Annotated in this window: 15 protein-coding genes; all 15 read right to left on the reverse strand. The window is 64.3% G+C overall.

Annotated elements, in window-relative coordinates:
• Positions 1–3 precede the first annotated feature (3 nt).
• Genes NRB16_RS13200 through NRB16_RS13270 form a run of 15 tightly spaced genes read right to left on the reverse strand, consistent with a single transcriptional unit; the run spans position 4 to position 15,454 of the window.
• Positions 4–1,230, reverse strand: a complete 1,227-nt coding sequence (locus tag NRB16_RS13200; RefSeq protein WP_045486551.1) for a beta-ketoacyl-ACP synthase — start codon at positions 1,228–1,230, stop codon at positions 4–6.
• Complete coding sequence (gene fabG / locus NRB16_RS13205) at positions 1,230–1,958, reverse strand: 3-oxoacyl-ACP reductase FabG (protein WP_045486554.1); 729 nt, start codon at positions 1,956–1,958, stop codon at positions 1,230–1,232. Before fabG ends, NRB16_RS13200 begins: the two co-directional genes overlap by 1 nt.
• On the reverse strand, positions 1,951–2,409 hold the full coding sequence (locus NRB16_RS13210) for a hotdog family protein (protein ID WP_045486557.1): 459 nt from the start codon (positions 2,407–2,409) through the stop codon (positions 1,951–1,953). Before NRB16_RS13210 ends, fabG begins: the two co-directional genes overlap by 8 nt.
• The gene (locus NRB16_RS13215; RefSeq protein WP_253140274.1) at positions 2,406–3,599 is read right to left on the reverse strand and encodes a beta-ketoacyl-[acyl-carrier-protein] synthase family protein; all 1,194 of its coding nucleotides are present in this window, start codon (positions 3,597–3,599) and stop codon (positions 2,406–2,408) included. Before NRB16_RS13215 ends, NRB16_RS13210 begins: the two co-directional genes overlap by 4 nt.
• Entirely contained in the window at positions 3,596–4,090 is a 495-nt protein-coding gene (locus NRB16_RS13220) for a hypothetical protein (protein ID WP_253140275.1), read from the reverse strand. The genes NRB16_RS13215 and NRB16_RS13220 overlap by 4 nt, the downstream gene beginning before the upstream one ends.
• Entirely contained in the window at positions 4,087–4,821 is a 735-nt protein-coding gene (locus NRB16_RS13225) for a class I SAM-dependent methyltransferase (RefSeq protein ID WP_257106290.1), read from the reverse strand. The genes NRB16_RS13220 and NRB16_RS13225 overlap by 4 nt, the downstream gene beginning before the upstream one ends.
• Positions 4,818–6,065, reverse strand: a complete 1,248-nt coding sequence (locus tag NRB16_RS13230) for an NAD(P)/FAD-dependent oxidoreductase (RefSeq protein WP_045486569.1) — start codon at positions 6,063–6,065, stop codon at positions 4,818–4,820. The genes NRB16_RS13225 and NRB16_RS13230 overlap by 4 nt, the downstream gene beginning before the upstream one ends.
• Positions 6,052–7,224: a sodium:proton antiporter gene (locus NRB16_RS13235; RefSeq protein WP_257106291.1), complete on the reverse strand. Its 1,173-nt coding sequence runs from the start codon at positions 7,222–7,224 to the stop codon at positions 6,052–6,054. The genes NRB16_RS13230 and NRB16_RS13235 overlap by 14 nt, the downstream gene beginning before the upstream one ends.
• The gene (locus NRB16_RS13240) at positions 7,218–9,557 is read right to left on the reverse strand and encodes an MMPL family transporter (protein WP_257106309.1); all 2,340 of its coding nucleotides are present in this window, start codon (positions 9,555–9,557) and stop codon (positions 7,218–7,220) included. Before NRB16_RS13240 ends, NRB16_RS13235 begins: the two co-directional genes overlap by 7 nt.
• Positions 9,541–10,134, reverse strand: a complete 594-nt coding sequence (locus NRB16_RS13245; RefSeq protein WP_045486575.1) for an outer membrane lipoprotein carrier protein LolA — start codon at positions 10,132–10,134, stop codon at positions 9,541–9,543. The genes NRB16_RS13240 and NRB16_RS13245 overlap by 17 nt, the downstream gene beginning before the upstream one ends.
• Positions 10,131–10,571: a thioesterase family protein gene (locus NRB16_RS13250; protein ID WP_045486578.1), complete on the reverse strand. Its 441-nt coding sequence runs from the start codon at positions 10,569–10,571 to the stop codon at positions 10,131–10,133. The genes NRB16_RS13245 and NRB16_RS13250 overlap by 4 nt, the downstream gene beginning before the upstream one ends.
• Positions 10,561–12,108, reverse strand: a complete 1,548-nt coding sequence (gene hutH, locus NRB16_RS13255; protein ID WP_045486581.1) for a histidine ammonia-lyase — start codon at positions 12,106–12,108, stop codon at positions 10,561–10,563. The genes NRB16_RS13250 and hutH overlap by 11 nt, the downstream gene beginning before the upstream one ends.
• Entirely contained in the window at positions 12,089–13,030 is a 942-nt protein-coding gene (locus NRB16_RS13260; RefSeq protein ID WP_253114264.1) for a glycosyl transferase, read from the reverse strand. The genes hutH and NRB16_RS13260 overlap by 20 nt, the downstream gene beginning before the upstream one ends.
• A complete protein-coding gene (locus NRB16_RS13265) occupies positions 13,027–13,761 on the reverse strand; it encodes a glycosyltransferase family 2 protein (RefSeq protein WP_257106292.1) in 735 nt (244 codons plus the stop codon). Before NRB16_RS13265 ends, NRB16_RS13260 begins: the two co-directional genes overlap by 4 nt.
• Positions 13,754–15,454, reverse strand: coding sequence for an AMP-binding protein (locus NRB16_RS13270; protein ID WP_257106293.1), 1,701 nt, complete (start codon positions 15,452–15,454; stop codon positions 13,754–13,756). Before NRB16_RS13270 ends, NRB16_RS13265 begins: the two co-directional genes overlap by 8 nt.
• Between the last annotated feature and the right edge of the window lie 6 nt (positions 15,455–15,460).

Consider the following 15,460-nt stretch of genomic DNA (forward strand, 5'->3'; position numbering starts at 1 on the left):
GTTTCAAGCCCAGCGACGGAAAATCAACGAGGTGTTGACCCCGCCGAAGGCGAAATTGTTATTCATCACATACTCGTGGCTCATCACCCGGGGTTCACCTTTGAGGTAATCGAGTTCGCCACACTGCGGATCGACTGCATCCAGGTTCAGGGTATGGATGTAGCGGTCACGCTTGAGCATTTCGATGCTGAACCACGACTCAAGTGCCCCACAGGCGCCCAATGTGTGGCCGAGAAAGCTTTTCTGTGAACTGATGGGCATTCTGGCGCCGAACAGTTCGCTGGTGGCCAGGGTTTCGGCGATATCGCCCTGTTCGGTGGCGGTGCCGTGGCCATTGACGTAACCGATGGCCGCCGTTGGCAGGCCGGCATCTTCCAGCGCCAGTTCCATGGCCCGGCGCATGGTCACTTGTTCGGGGCGGGTGCTGTGGGCACCGTCGGCATTACTGCCGAAGCCGACGATCTCGGCATGAATCCGGGCTCCGCGCGCCAGGGCATGTTCCAGTTCTTCAAGCACCAGCATGCCAGCGCCTTCACCGATGACCAGGCCGTCGCGGCCACTGTCGTAGGGCCGTGGGCTGGTGTGCGGTGCATCGTTCTTCAGGCTGGTGGCATACAGGGCGTCAAACACCATCGCCTCGGTCGGGCAGAGCTCTTCGCCGCCGCCGGCCAGCATCATCGGCAAGCGGCCGAACTTGATCGCTTCATAGGCGTAGCCGATGCCCTGGCTGCCACTGGTGCAGGCGCTGGAGGTCGGAATCAGGCGCCCGGTAAGGCCGAAGAAGATGCTGATGTTCGCCGCTGTGGTGTGCGGCATCATGCGTACATAGGAGTTGGCGTTCAGGCCATCGGCTACCGAGTTGAGCAGCATGTTGCCGAACGCTTTGATCTCTTCGGTACTGCCGGTGGACGAGCCGCAGGCGGTGCCCATGCGCCCGTCACGAATGATCGGGTCGTTGAGCAACCCGGCATCGCTCAGGGCTTGCTCGGACGCGGCGACCACCAGCCGCGAGACCCGACCCATGCTGCGCAACTGCTTGCGCGTCCAGTGTGCGGGCACTTCGAAGTTATCCACAGGCCCGGCCAGCCGGGTATTGAGCTCGCTAAAACGATCCCACTCGTCCATCCGCCGGATGCCGCTGCGGTTGGCGCTGAAGTTGGCCTCGATGCTGTCCCAGTCGCTGCCCAGAGAAGTGATGCCAGACATGCCGGTGACGACCACGCGTTTCATCAGCACAGGCCTCCGTTGACGGCCAGAACCTGGCGGGTGATGTAAGCCGCTTCGGCAGACATCAGGAAATTCACCGCGCCGGCGACTTCTTCCGGGGTGCCCATACGCTGTGCGGGGATCATTTTCAGCAGTTCTTCGACGGGCACGTTGTCATCCAGCATTGCCGTGTCGATCAGGCCCGGGGCCACGCAGTTGACGGTGATCTTGCGCTTGGCCAGTTCGATGGCCAGCGCCTTGGCGGCGCCGATCAGTCCGGCTTTGGAGGCACTGTAGTTGACCTGGCCACGGTTGCCGATCAGCCCGGACACCGAGGTGATGCAGACAATCCGGCCGGCGGCGCGGCGGCGGATCATCGGCATGCTCAGCGGGTGCAGCACGTTGTAGAAGCCGTCCAGGTTGGTGCGCAGCACCTGGTCCCAGTCGTCATCGCCCAAGGCCGGGAAGGCGCCGTCGCGGGTCAGCCCGGCGTTGAGTACCACGCCGTAATAAGCGCCATGGGTTTCCACGTCCTGCTCAAGCAGGGTCTTGCAGGCGGCTCGGTCGGACACATCGAACTGCAGCACCCGCGCCTGACGGCCCAGAGCGTGAATTTCGGCCTGGACCGCGTCGGCCTCGGCCCGGCCGCTACGGCAATGCAGCACCAGGTCGTAACCAGACCTTGCCAGGCGCAGGGCGATGGCCCGGCCGATGCCGCGGCTTGAACCGGTGACCAGAATCGTGTCAGTCATTAACGGCTCCTTCGGCCAGATAGTCGGCAGCGTTGGGTGGGCAATAGACATTGAGGCGGGCAAACACTTCGATGTCCGGGCCGCTCAAGGTGCATTCGAACACACCCATGCCACTGTCGTCCTGCAATGAACGCCGGGCGTGGATGGTCAGTTCGCTACCATGGGGGAAGTGTTCGACGTTGCATTCGTACTTGCGGGTGCCGAGCAGAAAACCCAGTTGCACCGGCTCGCCGCGCAAGCGCGCCTGGCAGCCGGCAAACGCCGCCACGCTCTGGGCCATCAGTTCGATGCCGATCCATGCCGGCAGGCTGCCGTCAGGGCGATTGAAGGGGCCATCGGGGCGAACCGTCAGGCGGGTCTGGATGGTTTCGTCGTCGAAGGCCAGCACCTGATCGATAAGAATCATGTCAGCAGCGTGCGGCACCAGTTCGGCGATCGGCCAGTCGATCATGGCGCGTCTCCGATAATCAGGCTGATGTTATTGCCCCCGAAGGCAAACGAGTTGCTCATCAGGTAGCGCGGTGTTGCACGACTCAGGCGCGAGTTGGCGGTGGTCCAGTGCAGCACTGGCAGTTGCGGGTCGGCCTGGCCGTCCCAGACATGCGGCGGTAGCGCGGAATCGGTATTGTCCTGGGCCAGGCTCAGCCAGCAGAACGCCGCTTCCAGGGCGCCGGCCGCACCGAGCGTGTGGCCGCTCAAGGGTTTGGTCGACGAGCAGGGTACGCCATCGGGAAACAGCGCGTGTACCGCCAGACTCTCCATTGCGTCGTTGTGCTGGGTGGCGGTGCCATGCAGGTTCAGGTAGCTGATTTGCCCGGCCTGCAGGCCGGCCTTGTCCAGCGCGCGTTGCATTGACTCGCGGGCGCCGCGACCGCTTGGCTCGGGGGCCGAGATATGGTGTGCATCGCTGCTGGCGCCGGCACCGAGCAAGGCAATGCTGTGGCTCTGGCTGGCCTGGCGGGTCATTAGAAACAGCACCGCAGCTTCGCCTATGTTGATGCCATCGCGGTTGCGCGAGAACGGATTGCAGCGCTGCGCAGACACCGCTTCAAGGGCGTGGAAGCCGTTGAGGGTCAGCTTGCACAGGCTGTCGACACCGCCGCACAACACTGCGTCGCACAGCCCCATGTCCAGCGCGCGGCGAGCGCTGAGCAAGGCTCGGGCACTGGACGTGCAGGCCGTTGAAATCACATAGGCCGGACCGCTGAGGCCAAGCCACTGCGCGAGGAAGCTGGCCGGTGCGCCGAGTTCCTGCTGGCGGTAGTCGTAGTGTTCAGGAAAGCTCTTGTCGCGCAGCCAACTGCCCATGCTGCGGCTGGCCTCGTCGATGCCTGAGGTGCTGGTGCCGAGGATCACCCCAACCCGGCCTGCCCCGTAGCGGGCGATGGCGGCGCGTATCGGGTCTTCGATCTGTTGGGCGGCCGCCAGCAGCAACTGATTGTTGCGGCTGTGGGCGCTGAGCTGCTCGGGAATCACCGGCAGGTCGAGGTCGACGCTGCCCACCGGCAGGCTGTGGCCGGGGATCCAGCCCGACTCGCAGACCATCCCGGCGCTGTCGCCGGCAAACAGCTTGCGTGCCACGTCCTGGCGGTTGTTGCCCAGTGCGCAGACCAGGCCCAGCTCGTTGAGGTAGGCGGTCATGGTGTGGTCCCGTTACTGAGTGGGCTGATATTGAAGTGCACGGGCTGGTCGCGCGCAGGCGCCAGCGTCAGGCTGAACACCTCAGGCGAGCGGAATTCGACCTGCCAGCGCGAATCCAGGCGGCGCAGTGTGCCTTGCTGCCGGGCACTTGGGTAGCGTGCCGGCAGCTCATGCTCCGGGGTCATGGCGAACAGTAAAGCGGCGAACAATTCGCGGGCTTCGGGATTGGGCGGCAACAGGCCGTCAGCCTGCCATTGGCCGTCGATCAGGCGCTGGCGGGCCTGGGGAATACCCAGCGGGTCCATCATCGACCAGCGCAGGCCGCCGCTCTCTTGCTGGATGATCAGCAACCAGTCCTGGCTTTGCCCGGCCTGGACGCGCTGCACATGCAGTTGCCGGGGCAGTTGCAGGTCCGGGGTCCCGACCGGCAACGGCGCCTGACTGGCGCAGCCGCCGAGCAGCAACAGGGTCAGGATCAAAATACGGATCATTGCGTCGTATCCGGCAGAGGCTTGCGCACCACGGCATTGACCAGGGTCTCTTCACGCTGGCCAAACGGCTTGGGTTTACACAGCTTCAAACGCTCCAGCAGGCCAAAGTCCTTGGCGCGACTCCACCACAAGTACGGGTAGGAGACATTGCCCGCGCTGAACTCGAAGCCCTGCTTACGCAGCATGTCGAGGTACTGGGCGGCGCTTTTCTGCACATGCATCGGGTGGCGGAACAGCCAGCGGATTACCCAGGTGTCGATATACGCCTCGGTGGACTCGGCAAACAGCAGATAGCCGCCGGGCTTGAGCACCCGGTAGAACTCGGCCAGTGCTTGCTCTTGCTCGACCAGATGGTGAAAGGTCTGGTGGCAGAACAGCAAATCGACACTGGCATCGGGCAACTGCAACACCGCGCAGTCGCTGCCGATCAACTCGACCTCCAGACCCAGGCGGGCTGCTTCCTGGCGGCTCAGTTCCAGGCTGTGCGGGTCAGCGTCCAGACCGATGATCCGCGCCGGCTGGAAGGTTTGCTGCAAATAACGGAATGACTTGCCCTGGCCGCAACCGGCGTCGAGCAACACAGCATCCGTGGGCAGCGGCGTGTCGAACAGCCCGCGCAGGTCATTGATTGCTACGCGCAACACATGGTGCTGCCAGGTGTGGCTGCGCAGAAACCAGAAGCCGAAACGGGTTTCTTCGACGTAACTGTCGCTCAGGAACCGGCTGTTCATGACGCCTCACCTGCGCAAATCTCGGTAAGCATGCGCAGCCGCCGTTTGGGTTCGCTGACAAACGGATTGCGCAGGTCCCAGGCGTAGCCGGCGAGAATCGAGCTGATCATCGCGCGGATTTCCGGTTGCGAGTCTTTGAAGAAAATCACGTCCTGGAAGCTGCCGTCGTACCAGCCTTCGACGTAGGCGCGGAAGGTATCCACCCCACGCTTGAGCGGTATGGCGAAGTCGTTTTCCCAGTCGACCTGCTCGCCACGCAACTGCTGATCGAGCAGGTTGGCGGCCATGCTCGCGGAACGCATGGCAATGGTTACGCCCGAAGAAAACACCGGGTCGAGGAACTCGGCGGCATTGCCGAGCAAGGCAAACCCCGGCCCGTGCAGGGTCTTGACGTTGGCTGCATAGCCGCCGATGGTCCGCGCCGGGGTATCCCATACAGCGTCTTTGAGGGTATTGCGCAGGCTCGGGGTTTCATCGATGAAGGCGCGCAGGCAGGCATCGAGGTCTTCGGGTTTGTCTTTGAAGCGCTCGGCGCTGGCCACCACGCCCTGGGAGCAGCGGCCGTTGCTGAACGGGATGGTCCAGAACCACACGTCGCGGTGCTCGGGGTGGACGCTGACCAGAATCTTGTTGCGGTCGAAGGGCGGGCTCTGGATATGGTCCTCGACATGGGTGAACACCGCACGGCGCAGGGGGAAGTCCGACGGCGCCTCCAGGTCCAGCAGGCGCGGCAGCACCCGCCCGTAACCGCTGGCATCGAGGACGAAACCGGCCTGCAGCGCGTACTGGCTGCCATCCTCGCGGCGCACTTGCAGCACCGGTTGGGCGGCGTTGAAGTCGGCGCTGACGATTTCTTGCAGATAGCGGATTTCCACACCCTGCAGGGCGGCCTGGTCGGCCAGCAACTGGTCGAAGTCGGCGCGTTGCACCTGGAAGGTGCTCGGTTTGCCCTGGCTGAAACCCTCGCCAAAATCGAACGCCGAGTACTGATCGCCACAGGCAAACGCGGCGCCGTTCTTGAACTGAAAACCTGCGGCCTGCACGGCGTCGAGCATGCCGGCTTCTTCGACGAAATCCAGGCAGTGCGACAGCAGGCTCTCGCCGATGGAGAACCGCGGAAATGCCTGGCGCTCGATGATCAGTACGTCGTGGCCCTTGCGTTTGAGCAGGGCGGCGGCAATCGCGCCGGCCGGGCCTGCACCGATGACCACGACCGTGCGGCTTTGCATATCAGTGATTGGCACAGCGATTCCTTACCGGTTTGTCGGTGGCAGTGGCGAATGAAAGGTTCTTGCGGCCCAGGCCCGCCAAGGCGGGCATCAGCGTGGCCAGCAGGCTCATCAGCATCAGCGCCAGGTACAACGCCTGACTGATCAGTTGCTGTTGCAGCAGCATGTTGAGAAACACGATCTCGCTCAGGCCACGAATATTCAGCAGCACGCATTCGCGCCAGCGGCTGGCGCCGGGGTACGAAGGCGGTGCCCAGCGCAGCCCCAGCCAGTTGCCGAGCAGCTTGGCGACAATCGGCACCCCAATCAGCGCCGTCAGTAGCAGGCCGTCCAGTTCGCCCATGGCGCTATGCACATTGATCTGTACCAGACCGAAGGTCAGCAGCAACGGCACGGCCAGGTAATTTTGCAGCAGGGCCAGCACAGCGGGTTTGATCGGCAGGACCCAGGCTTGCTTGAGGCGGCTCATGCACATCAGGTAACCGATGCCGAAAACCAGCGCGTTGAGTTTGTAGTGCTCGGCCAGTACCAGCAGAGCGAAAAAGCCCAGGCTGTAGACCAGCGGCTGGCGAATGCCCAGCAGGCGCAGCAGCAGGGGTGTGCAAGCCATCAGCAGCGGCAGCAACAGGCTGCTCAGGTGCAGGCTGCCTTGGGCCAGGGCGAACAGGCTCCAGCAGGCCAGGTCGATGAGAATCGCGGCCTGCACCAGCCGGCGGGTGGCAGCTGGCGGGTAGTTGATGTGGTTCAGGTACAGGTACAACACCGGAATGGCGGTAATGGCGAACACCAGCCCCACCGCAAGATCGCTGATCCAGCGCTGCTCGGGCAGCAGCCACACTGCGCAGGCTACCCCACAGATGAACGGCACTACAAAGCTCGGCAGCGCCACCTTGAGGCTTTGCCGGTCCAGCGCGACGTCGACCACATCACTGAGGATATGCCCCAGCACCAGGGCGAAGGCCAGGCCATAGAGGGTCTTGAGCCATACCGGTTCGATCAGTTGGGCGCCGCTCAGTTGCCAGTGCGGCTCGACCCACAACAACATCAACAGCGGCAGGCCGAAGGTTGCCAGCAACAGCTGACTGACGATCGGTATCAGTCCCAGCCGCTTGCCCAGCCAGGTCGCGCCGGCAAACGCCAGCAGGGCCATGAGCCAGAACAGCAGAATCAGCATGATTGCAGCTCCTGATGATCCGGGGCATGGCGGGGGCTTGCCCACGGCGCGAGCAGAAAACTGAAGACCAGCCCAAGGCTCACCGACAGCCCGAAGTTGCTGATCGCCGGGGTCTGCGACAGCGCCAGCAGGCCGAACGACAACCAGGTGGTGATGGCCGCCAGCAAGGTGCCGAGCAGACTGACCGCCGCCCCACCGACCTGCTCACGCATGAGAATCGCGTAATCGACGCTGATCGCGGTGACCAGCAGCAGGCCGAACAGGCTAAACAGGGTCAGCGGCTGACCCAGCCAGCCGAGGCTTGCCAGGCTGCACAAGGCGGCCAGCAGTGGCAGGGTCACGATGCGTACTGCGCCGCCGAAACCGAAGGGGGCGATCAACAGGGCAATGATCAGGATGCACGACAGCAGTTTGAGTTCGGCGGCGCTGATCTGGGTCTGGGCGAACACCGCATTGAGTGCCCCCAGGCGGTCAACCAGATGCACGCCTGGCAGCCCTTCGGCCTGAGCCTGCAACAGGGCCGGGTTGCCCAGCCCTTGCAGGCTGACGATAGCCGCCACGCCCTCGTTGTTACGGCCCAGCCAGAGTGGCCGCCAGGCTTCGCTCAGCGGCCCGGCCAGAGCCTGGTCGATGGGCTGGACGGGCAGTGCCTGGAGTTCAGCCAGTTCGGCCTGCAGGGTTTCGCTGGACACCCCGAGCGCCAGCAGCGCTTGCCAGTGCTGCGCCAGTTGCGGCAAGGCGGCATGCAGCGCCTTTTGGTCTTCCGGTGAGGCCAGCAATTGGTTGATCGCCATGTAACCGCGCAGTTTGCCGCTGCCGATCAACGCGTCGAGGCGTTGGGTCAGGGCGTTCTGGCGCTCCAGCAATTGCTGCTCGTCGCGGCCGCGAATCAGGAAGAACTGGCTGGTCGGCTGATAACCGGTAATCCGCGCAATGCTTTGCGCTTCGTCGGTCAGCGCCTGGGGGGCGGAAACCCATTGGCGAATGTCGTTGCGGGTGGTCAGTTGCCACAGGCCCGCGGCGCAGAACGCCAACAGCGCAACCAGCAACAGCGGTGTGTTGACCCGGCGCAGCAAGGCGCTGCGTATATCCAGCAGGCGTTGCGCCAGCGTCAGCGGCCACTGCGCCGGGCGCAGCTCAGTTTTGGCCAGCAGCGCCGGCAGCAGGCACACCGCCGCCAGGTAAGCGCCGATCAGGCCAGCGGCGGAAAACGCAGCGATCTGAGTCAAGGCAGGAAAGGGTGTCCAGGCCAGCGCCAGATAGCCGATACAACTGGTGATCAGGCTCAGGGTCAGCCCCGGCAGGGTCAGGCGCAAGGCCGGCCAGGCACGCCAGGGCTTGAGGCTCCAGCTCTTGGACAGGTAGTGCAGCGGATAATCGACGGCGACGCCGATCAGGCTCGAACCCAGTACCAGGGTCATGACGTGCATCTTGCCGAACAGCAGTACGCAGGCGACGCTGCCGAACAGCATGCCGACCAGCACCGGGACGAACGCCAGCAGCACGCGCCAGCGGCGAAAAGCCAATAGCAGCAACAGCAGGATGCCTGCCGTGGCGCCACCGCCGACCCAGCTGATTTCCTGTTTGGCTTGTTGCTGACCCGCCGCGGCATACAGCAGCCCGCTGGCCGCCAGTAACTGCCCGCCGGCCTGGGCGGCCTGTTCACGGGCCAGGCTCAACAGGCCGGCGACCTGCCCCGGCAACTGCATGTCAAACGCATCGCCTGGGGTGCGTACCCGCAGCAACACCCATTGCTTGCCGTCGGCCTGGGCCAGCAGCGCACCGCTGGCCAGGTCCGGTTCGACGCTGCCGGTGCGCGGCAGGTTGCTCTGGATGCGTCCGGTCAGGCCCAGCCAGTCGTCCTGACTCGGTACCAGGCTGAAACCGGCAAAGGGGTCAAACAGGCTTTGCAGGCGTTGCTGGATGAACGCCTCGGGTTGTTCGATCAGCAGTGTGCGGTCCGCCGCCGGGAGCATGGCTAGCCGGCCGGCGAGCAATTGTTCGCGGATGGCCGGCAGGTCAGCCTGCAGGTTCCATTGGACCTTTTCGAACAGCCCGCTGGCCTGCCACTGCGCGGCCAGTTGCTTGGTCAGTTCAATGGCTTGCTGGCGCTCGGGGTGGCCGACCAGCACCAGCATTTCGCGATTCATCGGCTCCTGCATGCGCTGCTCGGCGCGCAGCTCCAGCGGATCAGGACGTCCGCCCGGCACCAGTTCCATGAGGTTGGCCGACAGCGGCGCGCCATCACGCCACTGCCAGCCGGCCAGTGCCAGCACGCCGAGCAGGATCAGCAGGAACAGGCGCGGCAGGCGCCGCTCAGGATTTGAAATCAGCACGCTGGGTATCGCTCAGCGCCGGAACGCTATGGCTGTCGATCATTTTCAGCACCGTGCGGTCGCCCTGGGCTTCGAGCAGTTCGATCTGCCTGACCAGTTCGCCGCCGTCGATATTGATCTGGCGAAAGATCTGTTGCAGCAACAGTGAGCGTGGCAGCAGGGTCAGTTTCCAGTCCTGTGCATCACCGCTGAGTTGCAGTTCGAAATCACGCTGCAATCCGCTGCTGTCACCTTGCAGCACCGCCAGGAACAGACGGTTGTGCTCGGCGCCGGCACTCTTGTTCGGCAGCATCTGCCAGCCCTGCGCCTCGCGGCGGGCGATACCGTTGGCGGTGATGCGGTAATCCTGCTTGAGCGGTGTTTCGAGCAGCCACAGCAGGCCGAAGTCACGGGCCAGGACAAAACGCCCGGTGCTGGTCAGCGGCTGGGGCAGGGCGCGCAGGTGTTTTTCCTGGATAAACCGCCCCTCGATGGCCGCAGGCCGGGACAACTGCTCGCTCAGTTGTTGCAGGTCGAAGGCCCAGGTCTGTGCAGCCAGGCACATCAGCATCAGTGTGGCGAATAGACGTTTCATACCCGGCCCTCGTTTGCCAGCGCCTTTTGTACGGCGTCGGTGAAAGCCTTGGGCGAGGCCAACTGCATCTCGCGGCTGTCGACGGCCACCGCAACCTGTACGGTGCTGGCGCGGGTCATGCGCTCACCGGTGCTGGCATCGCTGATCAGGTAGTTGATCTTCAGGCGGTTTTCCCATTCCACCAGGCTGGCGCGCACGATCAGTTTCTGGCCGAACACCGCGCCGCGCATGTAGCGCAATTGCATATCAATGACCGGCCAGCCGTAGCCGGATTCGAGCATCCTGGTGTAGTTGTGGCCGATATGATCGAGCAACGCACAGCGCGCCACTTCGAGGTATTTGACGTAGTGGCCGTGCCAGACGATGTTCATCATGTCGACATCGAAAAACGGCACCACCACTTCAGTGTCGACGTCGATCAGTCCTTTACTGCGCATGCAGCCTCCAGTGGCGCTCGCTGATGCGTTGCAGGCACAGGCGCAATTCGCCTTCCAGACCCCGGTCGTCGATGACCGGCGGGAATTCTTCGCCAAGCTGCGCATGCATGCTGGCCAGCGCTGCCGGCAGCGGCCTGGCGTCGGCTTCGCGGCTGCGCAGCCACAGGCCCTGATTGGCCGCCAGCAGGGTCGCTGCTGCGACCTGCTCGGTGAGTTCCAATACCCGGATAGCATCACGTGCAGCAATGGTGCCCATGCTCACCTTGTCCTGGTTATGGCACTCGGTGGAGCGCGAGAACACGCTGGCCGGCAGGGTGTTTTTCAGCGCTTCGGCAGTCCAGGCACTGGCGCCGATCTGCACGGCCTTGAAGCCGTGGTTGATCATCGCCCGTTCGGCACTGGCGCCGGACAGGTTGCTCGGCAGGCCGTGGTTGTAACGCACGTCGACCAGCAGGGCCAGTTGCCGGTCGAGCAGGTCGGCGACGTTGGCCACCAGGTTTTTCAGGCTGTCCATGGCAAAGGCGATATGGCCACCGTAGAAGTGCCCGCCGTGCAGCACCCGCTCGTGGTCGCCGTCGATGATCGGGTTGTCGTTGGCGCTGTTGAGTTCGGTCTCGATGAACGAGCGCAACCAGCCCAGGCTGTCGGCCAACACGCCAAGCACATGCGGCGCGCAGCGCAGCGAGTAACGGTCTTGCAGGCGGTGCAGCGGCGCGGTGGGGGCGTCGATGGCCAGGTCCTGACGCAGCCAGGCCGCGACCTGGGTCTGGCCTGGGTGCGGCTTGGCTGCAAACAGGCGCTCGTCGAAGTGTTCCGGGTTGCCTTGCAGGGCGATGACGTTCATTGCGGTGATGCGCGTGGCCAGTTGCAGCAGGTAGTCAGCCCGGGCAAACGCCTGGCAGGCCAGGCCGGTCATCACCGCGGTGCCATTCATCAACGCCAGGGCTTCCTTGGGGCGCAGCACCAGCGGCTCCCAGCCCAGTTCGCGATGCACCTCAAGCGCCGGGCGACGCTGGCCGCGGAACATCACCTCGCGCTCGCCGGACAGCGTGGCGGCCACATAAGACAACGGGGTCAGGTCGCCGCTGGCGCCCACCGAGCCTTCTTCCGGGATCAGCGGCAGCACGTCATGTTCGATAAACGCCTGCAAGCGCTCCAGCAACTCGATACGCACCCCGGACATGCCGTGGCACAGCGACTGCAAGCGCGCAGCGAGCACGGCGCGGGTGGCGCGTTCGTCCAGCAGCTTGCCCAGCCCGCAGCCGTGGAAGGTATACAAATGCCGGGGCAGGGCTTCGACGTGCTGCAGGGGCACAGCCACCACGCAAGAGTCGCCATAACCGGTGGTCACGCCGTAGATCACGCCTTCCTTGTCCAGCAACGAGTCGAGGAACTGCGCCCCGCGAGTGATGCGCGCCCGGTACTGGGCATCGGCTTGCAGCACGGTCGGCGCCTGACGGTTGGCGACGGCCACTACCTGTTCGATGCTCAGCGCCAGGGCGCCGAAGGTCACGGGGTCATGAGCTGGATGATTCATCGGACTTCCAGAAAGGATAGAAATTGAACCACTGCTGCGGGGCTTGCAGGCAGTAGTGGGCCAGCCGTTCGGCGTAGCGGGCAGCCCAGTGGGCAATGACTTGAGCACGGTCGCTGCGCCGCCACTGGACCGATTCGGTGAACGGCTCCAGGACCACGCGATAGCCCTGGGCGTCCTTGAGGCAGAAAAACAGGTTCACCGGGCACTTGAGCAGCCCGGCCAGCAGCCAGGGGCCTTGCGGGAAGGCCGCCGGCTTGCCGAGAAAATCAGCCTGCACGGTGCGCCCGCCATGCAACGGCACGCGGTCGCCCGCAATGGCCAGCCATTCGCCGTCGTCCAGGCGCTGGCTCAGTTGCAGCATGATGGCCGGGTCCAGTTCACTGACCTGGACCAGCCGCAGATTGGTCGCCCCGGCTTCGCCCAACAGGCGATTGAAGCGTTCGGCGTGCTTGGTGTGCACCAGCACGTTCATGGTGACCTTTTCGCCCAGTTCGGCCAGGGCGCGGCACACTTCAAGGTTACCCAGGTGGGCACCGACCAGCATCTGGCCGCGCTGACCACGCAGTTGATTGCGCAGCAGGGCGGGGTCGTCGATGCGGATCTGTTCGATGCCCAGCTTGCCGTTCCACACATCGAGCTTGTCGAGCAAGGCTTCGGCAAAGGCCATGAACTGGCGGAACACCCGCCACTGGCTGGGGCGCAGTTCAGGCTTGCCGCTCCAGTCGGCAAGGTTTTGCTGGAACTCGGCGATGGCGTGCCGGGCGCTGCGGCCAAAAATGAAGAAGTACAGCACAATGCCGTACAGCACCGGGCTGAGCAGGCGCCGGCCAAGTATCCGTACCGCCCAGGCGGTGAGCTTCATCAGCGCGAAGCTGCCGCGCTCTTCGCGGTCGGCCCAGTGTCGTTTCGGTTGCTGGCTCATGGCCGCACCTTGCGCCATAGCAACACCGGCGCCCGCACTAACATGCCGAAGAACAGCTTGGTGTGCATCTTGGAAATCAGTGCGTTGTCGTGAAAAAGGCGAAAGTGCGACAAGCCATCCTCGGGATAATGCACCTTGGTCGGCAGCCAGTGCATCGGCTGGTGGCGCCATGCCAGACGGACCAGAATCTCGGTGTCGAAATCCATGCGCCGGCCCAGTTGCACCGTATCGATCAGGCGCAGCACCGGCCCCAGCGGGTAGACCCGAAAGCCGCACATCGAATCGCGGATCTGCAGCGACAGGGTGTTGATCCACACCCACACATGGGTCAGGTAGCGGGCATACAAGCGGCCTTTGGGCACGCTCTGGTCATATTGTGGATAACCGCAGATCAGCGCCTTGGGGTGTTGCCGGGACAGTTCCAGAAAACGTCCGATGTCGCTCAGGTCATGCTGGCCATCGGCGTCGACCTGCAAGGCGTGGCTGTAGCCACGTTGCGCCGCCTCCTGAAAGCCGGCCATCACGGCGCCGCCCTTGCCCTGATTGGTCTGCAGACGAATCAGGTGCACGCCGTCTTCCTTGGCCAGTGCTTGCAGGACCTGAGCGCAGGCCTGACTGCTGGCGTCATCGACCAGCACGCATGGCAGGCCGGCAGCGCGCAGGGCCTTGACCACGTTGGGCACTGCCAGCTCGTGGTTGAACACTGGTATCACCGCACAGGGCTTATGCATGAGCGGTTTCCGTGGCGCTGTCTTGCAGCACGATCCGGCCGCTGGAGCAGGGCGCCTGATGCTGGTTGTGGTAGGCGAAATGCAGCTTGCTGCGGGCTGCGTCGAAGCGCAGGGTCAGGGTCAAACGGTCGCCGGGGCGCACCAGTTGCTGGAACTTGAGCACTTCCATACCGGCAAAGCGCGGCGGCAGCTCAAGCAGGCGCTGGCCGAACTCCAGTGCCCAGTCGACCTGGGTCACGCCAGGCAGGACCGGCGTACGTGGGAAATGGCCGGTAAAGCAGGCCAGATCCGGTGGCACCTGCAACTCGATCTGCAGGCCGTCGTCCTGGGCCTTGTGCTCCAGCACCTCGGGGGCCTTGCCACGCGGTGCGGCCAGCAGGGTATCGACCAGTGCCTGAGGCAATTTGCCCTGGTCGCTCAGCGGCAACTGACGCAGCAGCCGCCAGCGCCGCGGCAAGGCCAGCGCCTCACAATGATTAGTCAGGTGGTTGCGCAAGGTCTCGGTCAGGGCGCGGCGGCCCAGATTACGCAAGGCATGCAAGCCACTTTCGCTGAGCACCACCAGGGCGCCCAGATAGGCACGGTTCTCACGGACTACGCCGAGCCGCGCTTCGCTGATCCAGGCATGATTGACCAGTGCCTGTTCCAGCGACGGCAGCGAGATGCGTTTCTCTTCCAGTTTGACGATGCGGTCCAGACGGCCCAGCAGTTCGAAGCGGCCATCGGCCTCAAAGCGAGCGGCATCGGCGGTCTGTTCGACATGACCCGGGGCGAGGTAAGGCGAGCAGACTTGCAGCGCGCCCTCAGCGTCCTGGGTCAACTGCACACCGGCAAACGCCTGCCAGAGCGTTTCGCCCTGGCGCCAGGCAATACCGCCGGTTTCTGAGCTGCCGAAGATCTCGCACGGCCACTGGCCCAGACGCTGTTGCAGGCTGAGCGCGGCGTCTGCGGGCAGCGCGCCACCGGATGAGAACACCCGGCGTACCTTGCTCAGCGCTGGCCAGTCGAGGTTGTCCCCCATGCGCTTGAGCAGCGCCGGGCTGGCGACCCAGGCGAAGGCCGGATAGTCCAGGCTGGCGCGTTGCAGGTCCTCCGGGAACGGCAACTGCCGCCGAACCCATTGACGCCCGGCGCACAGCGGCCAAAGCACCCGGAACAGCAGACCATAGATGTGCTGCGCGGCGACACTGCCGATCATGCAGGCGTTACCCAGTTCAGCGCCCCACAGTTGCTCCAGGCCCCGGACTTCGTTGTCCAGTTGGCGCAGCCGTTTGTCGATGCGCTTGGGCTCGCCGCTGGAGCCGGAAGTGCACAGGCTCAGGCTGCACTGGTCCAGGTCGAGCCGTGCGGCAGGCAAGGGTTCGGCGTCGTACAGCTGGCCCAGGCGGGTATCGCCCGGCTGTTCGCTGAGCCACAGGTCGACTTGAGGGTTCCAGCGTTCGCGGGTCTCGGCCTGCAGGTCGGCGGGCAGCAGCACACTGACCCCGGCGCGCCAGGCGGCCAACAGGGCGATGGCCAGTTCGCCTGCGTCTTCCAGGTGGATGGCCAGATGGCGGATGCCACGGGCTTGCAGGCCGGCAGCGGCGCACAGGGCTTGGCGGCGTAGCTGGCCGAGGGTCAGGTCAGGGTCCTGGCACAGCAGGCGGTCCGGCGACTCATCGAGCAGCAGGTGTTCAAGATTTAACCAGTTCATGGCATT

It is taken from the genome of Pseudomonas sp. LJDD11, assembly GCF_024584215.1.
GTDB lineage: Bacteria > Pseudomonadota > Gammaproteobacteria > Pseudomonadales > Pseudomonadaceae > Aquipseudomonas.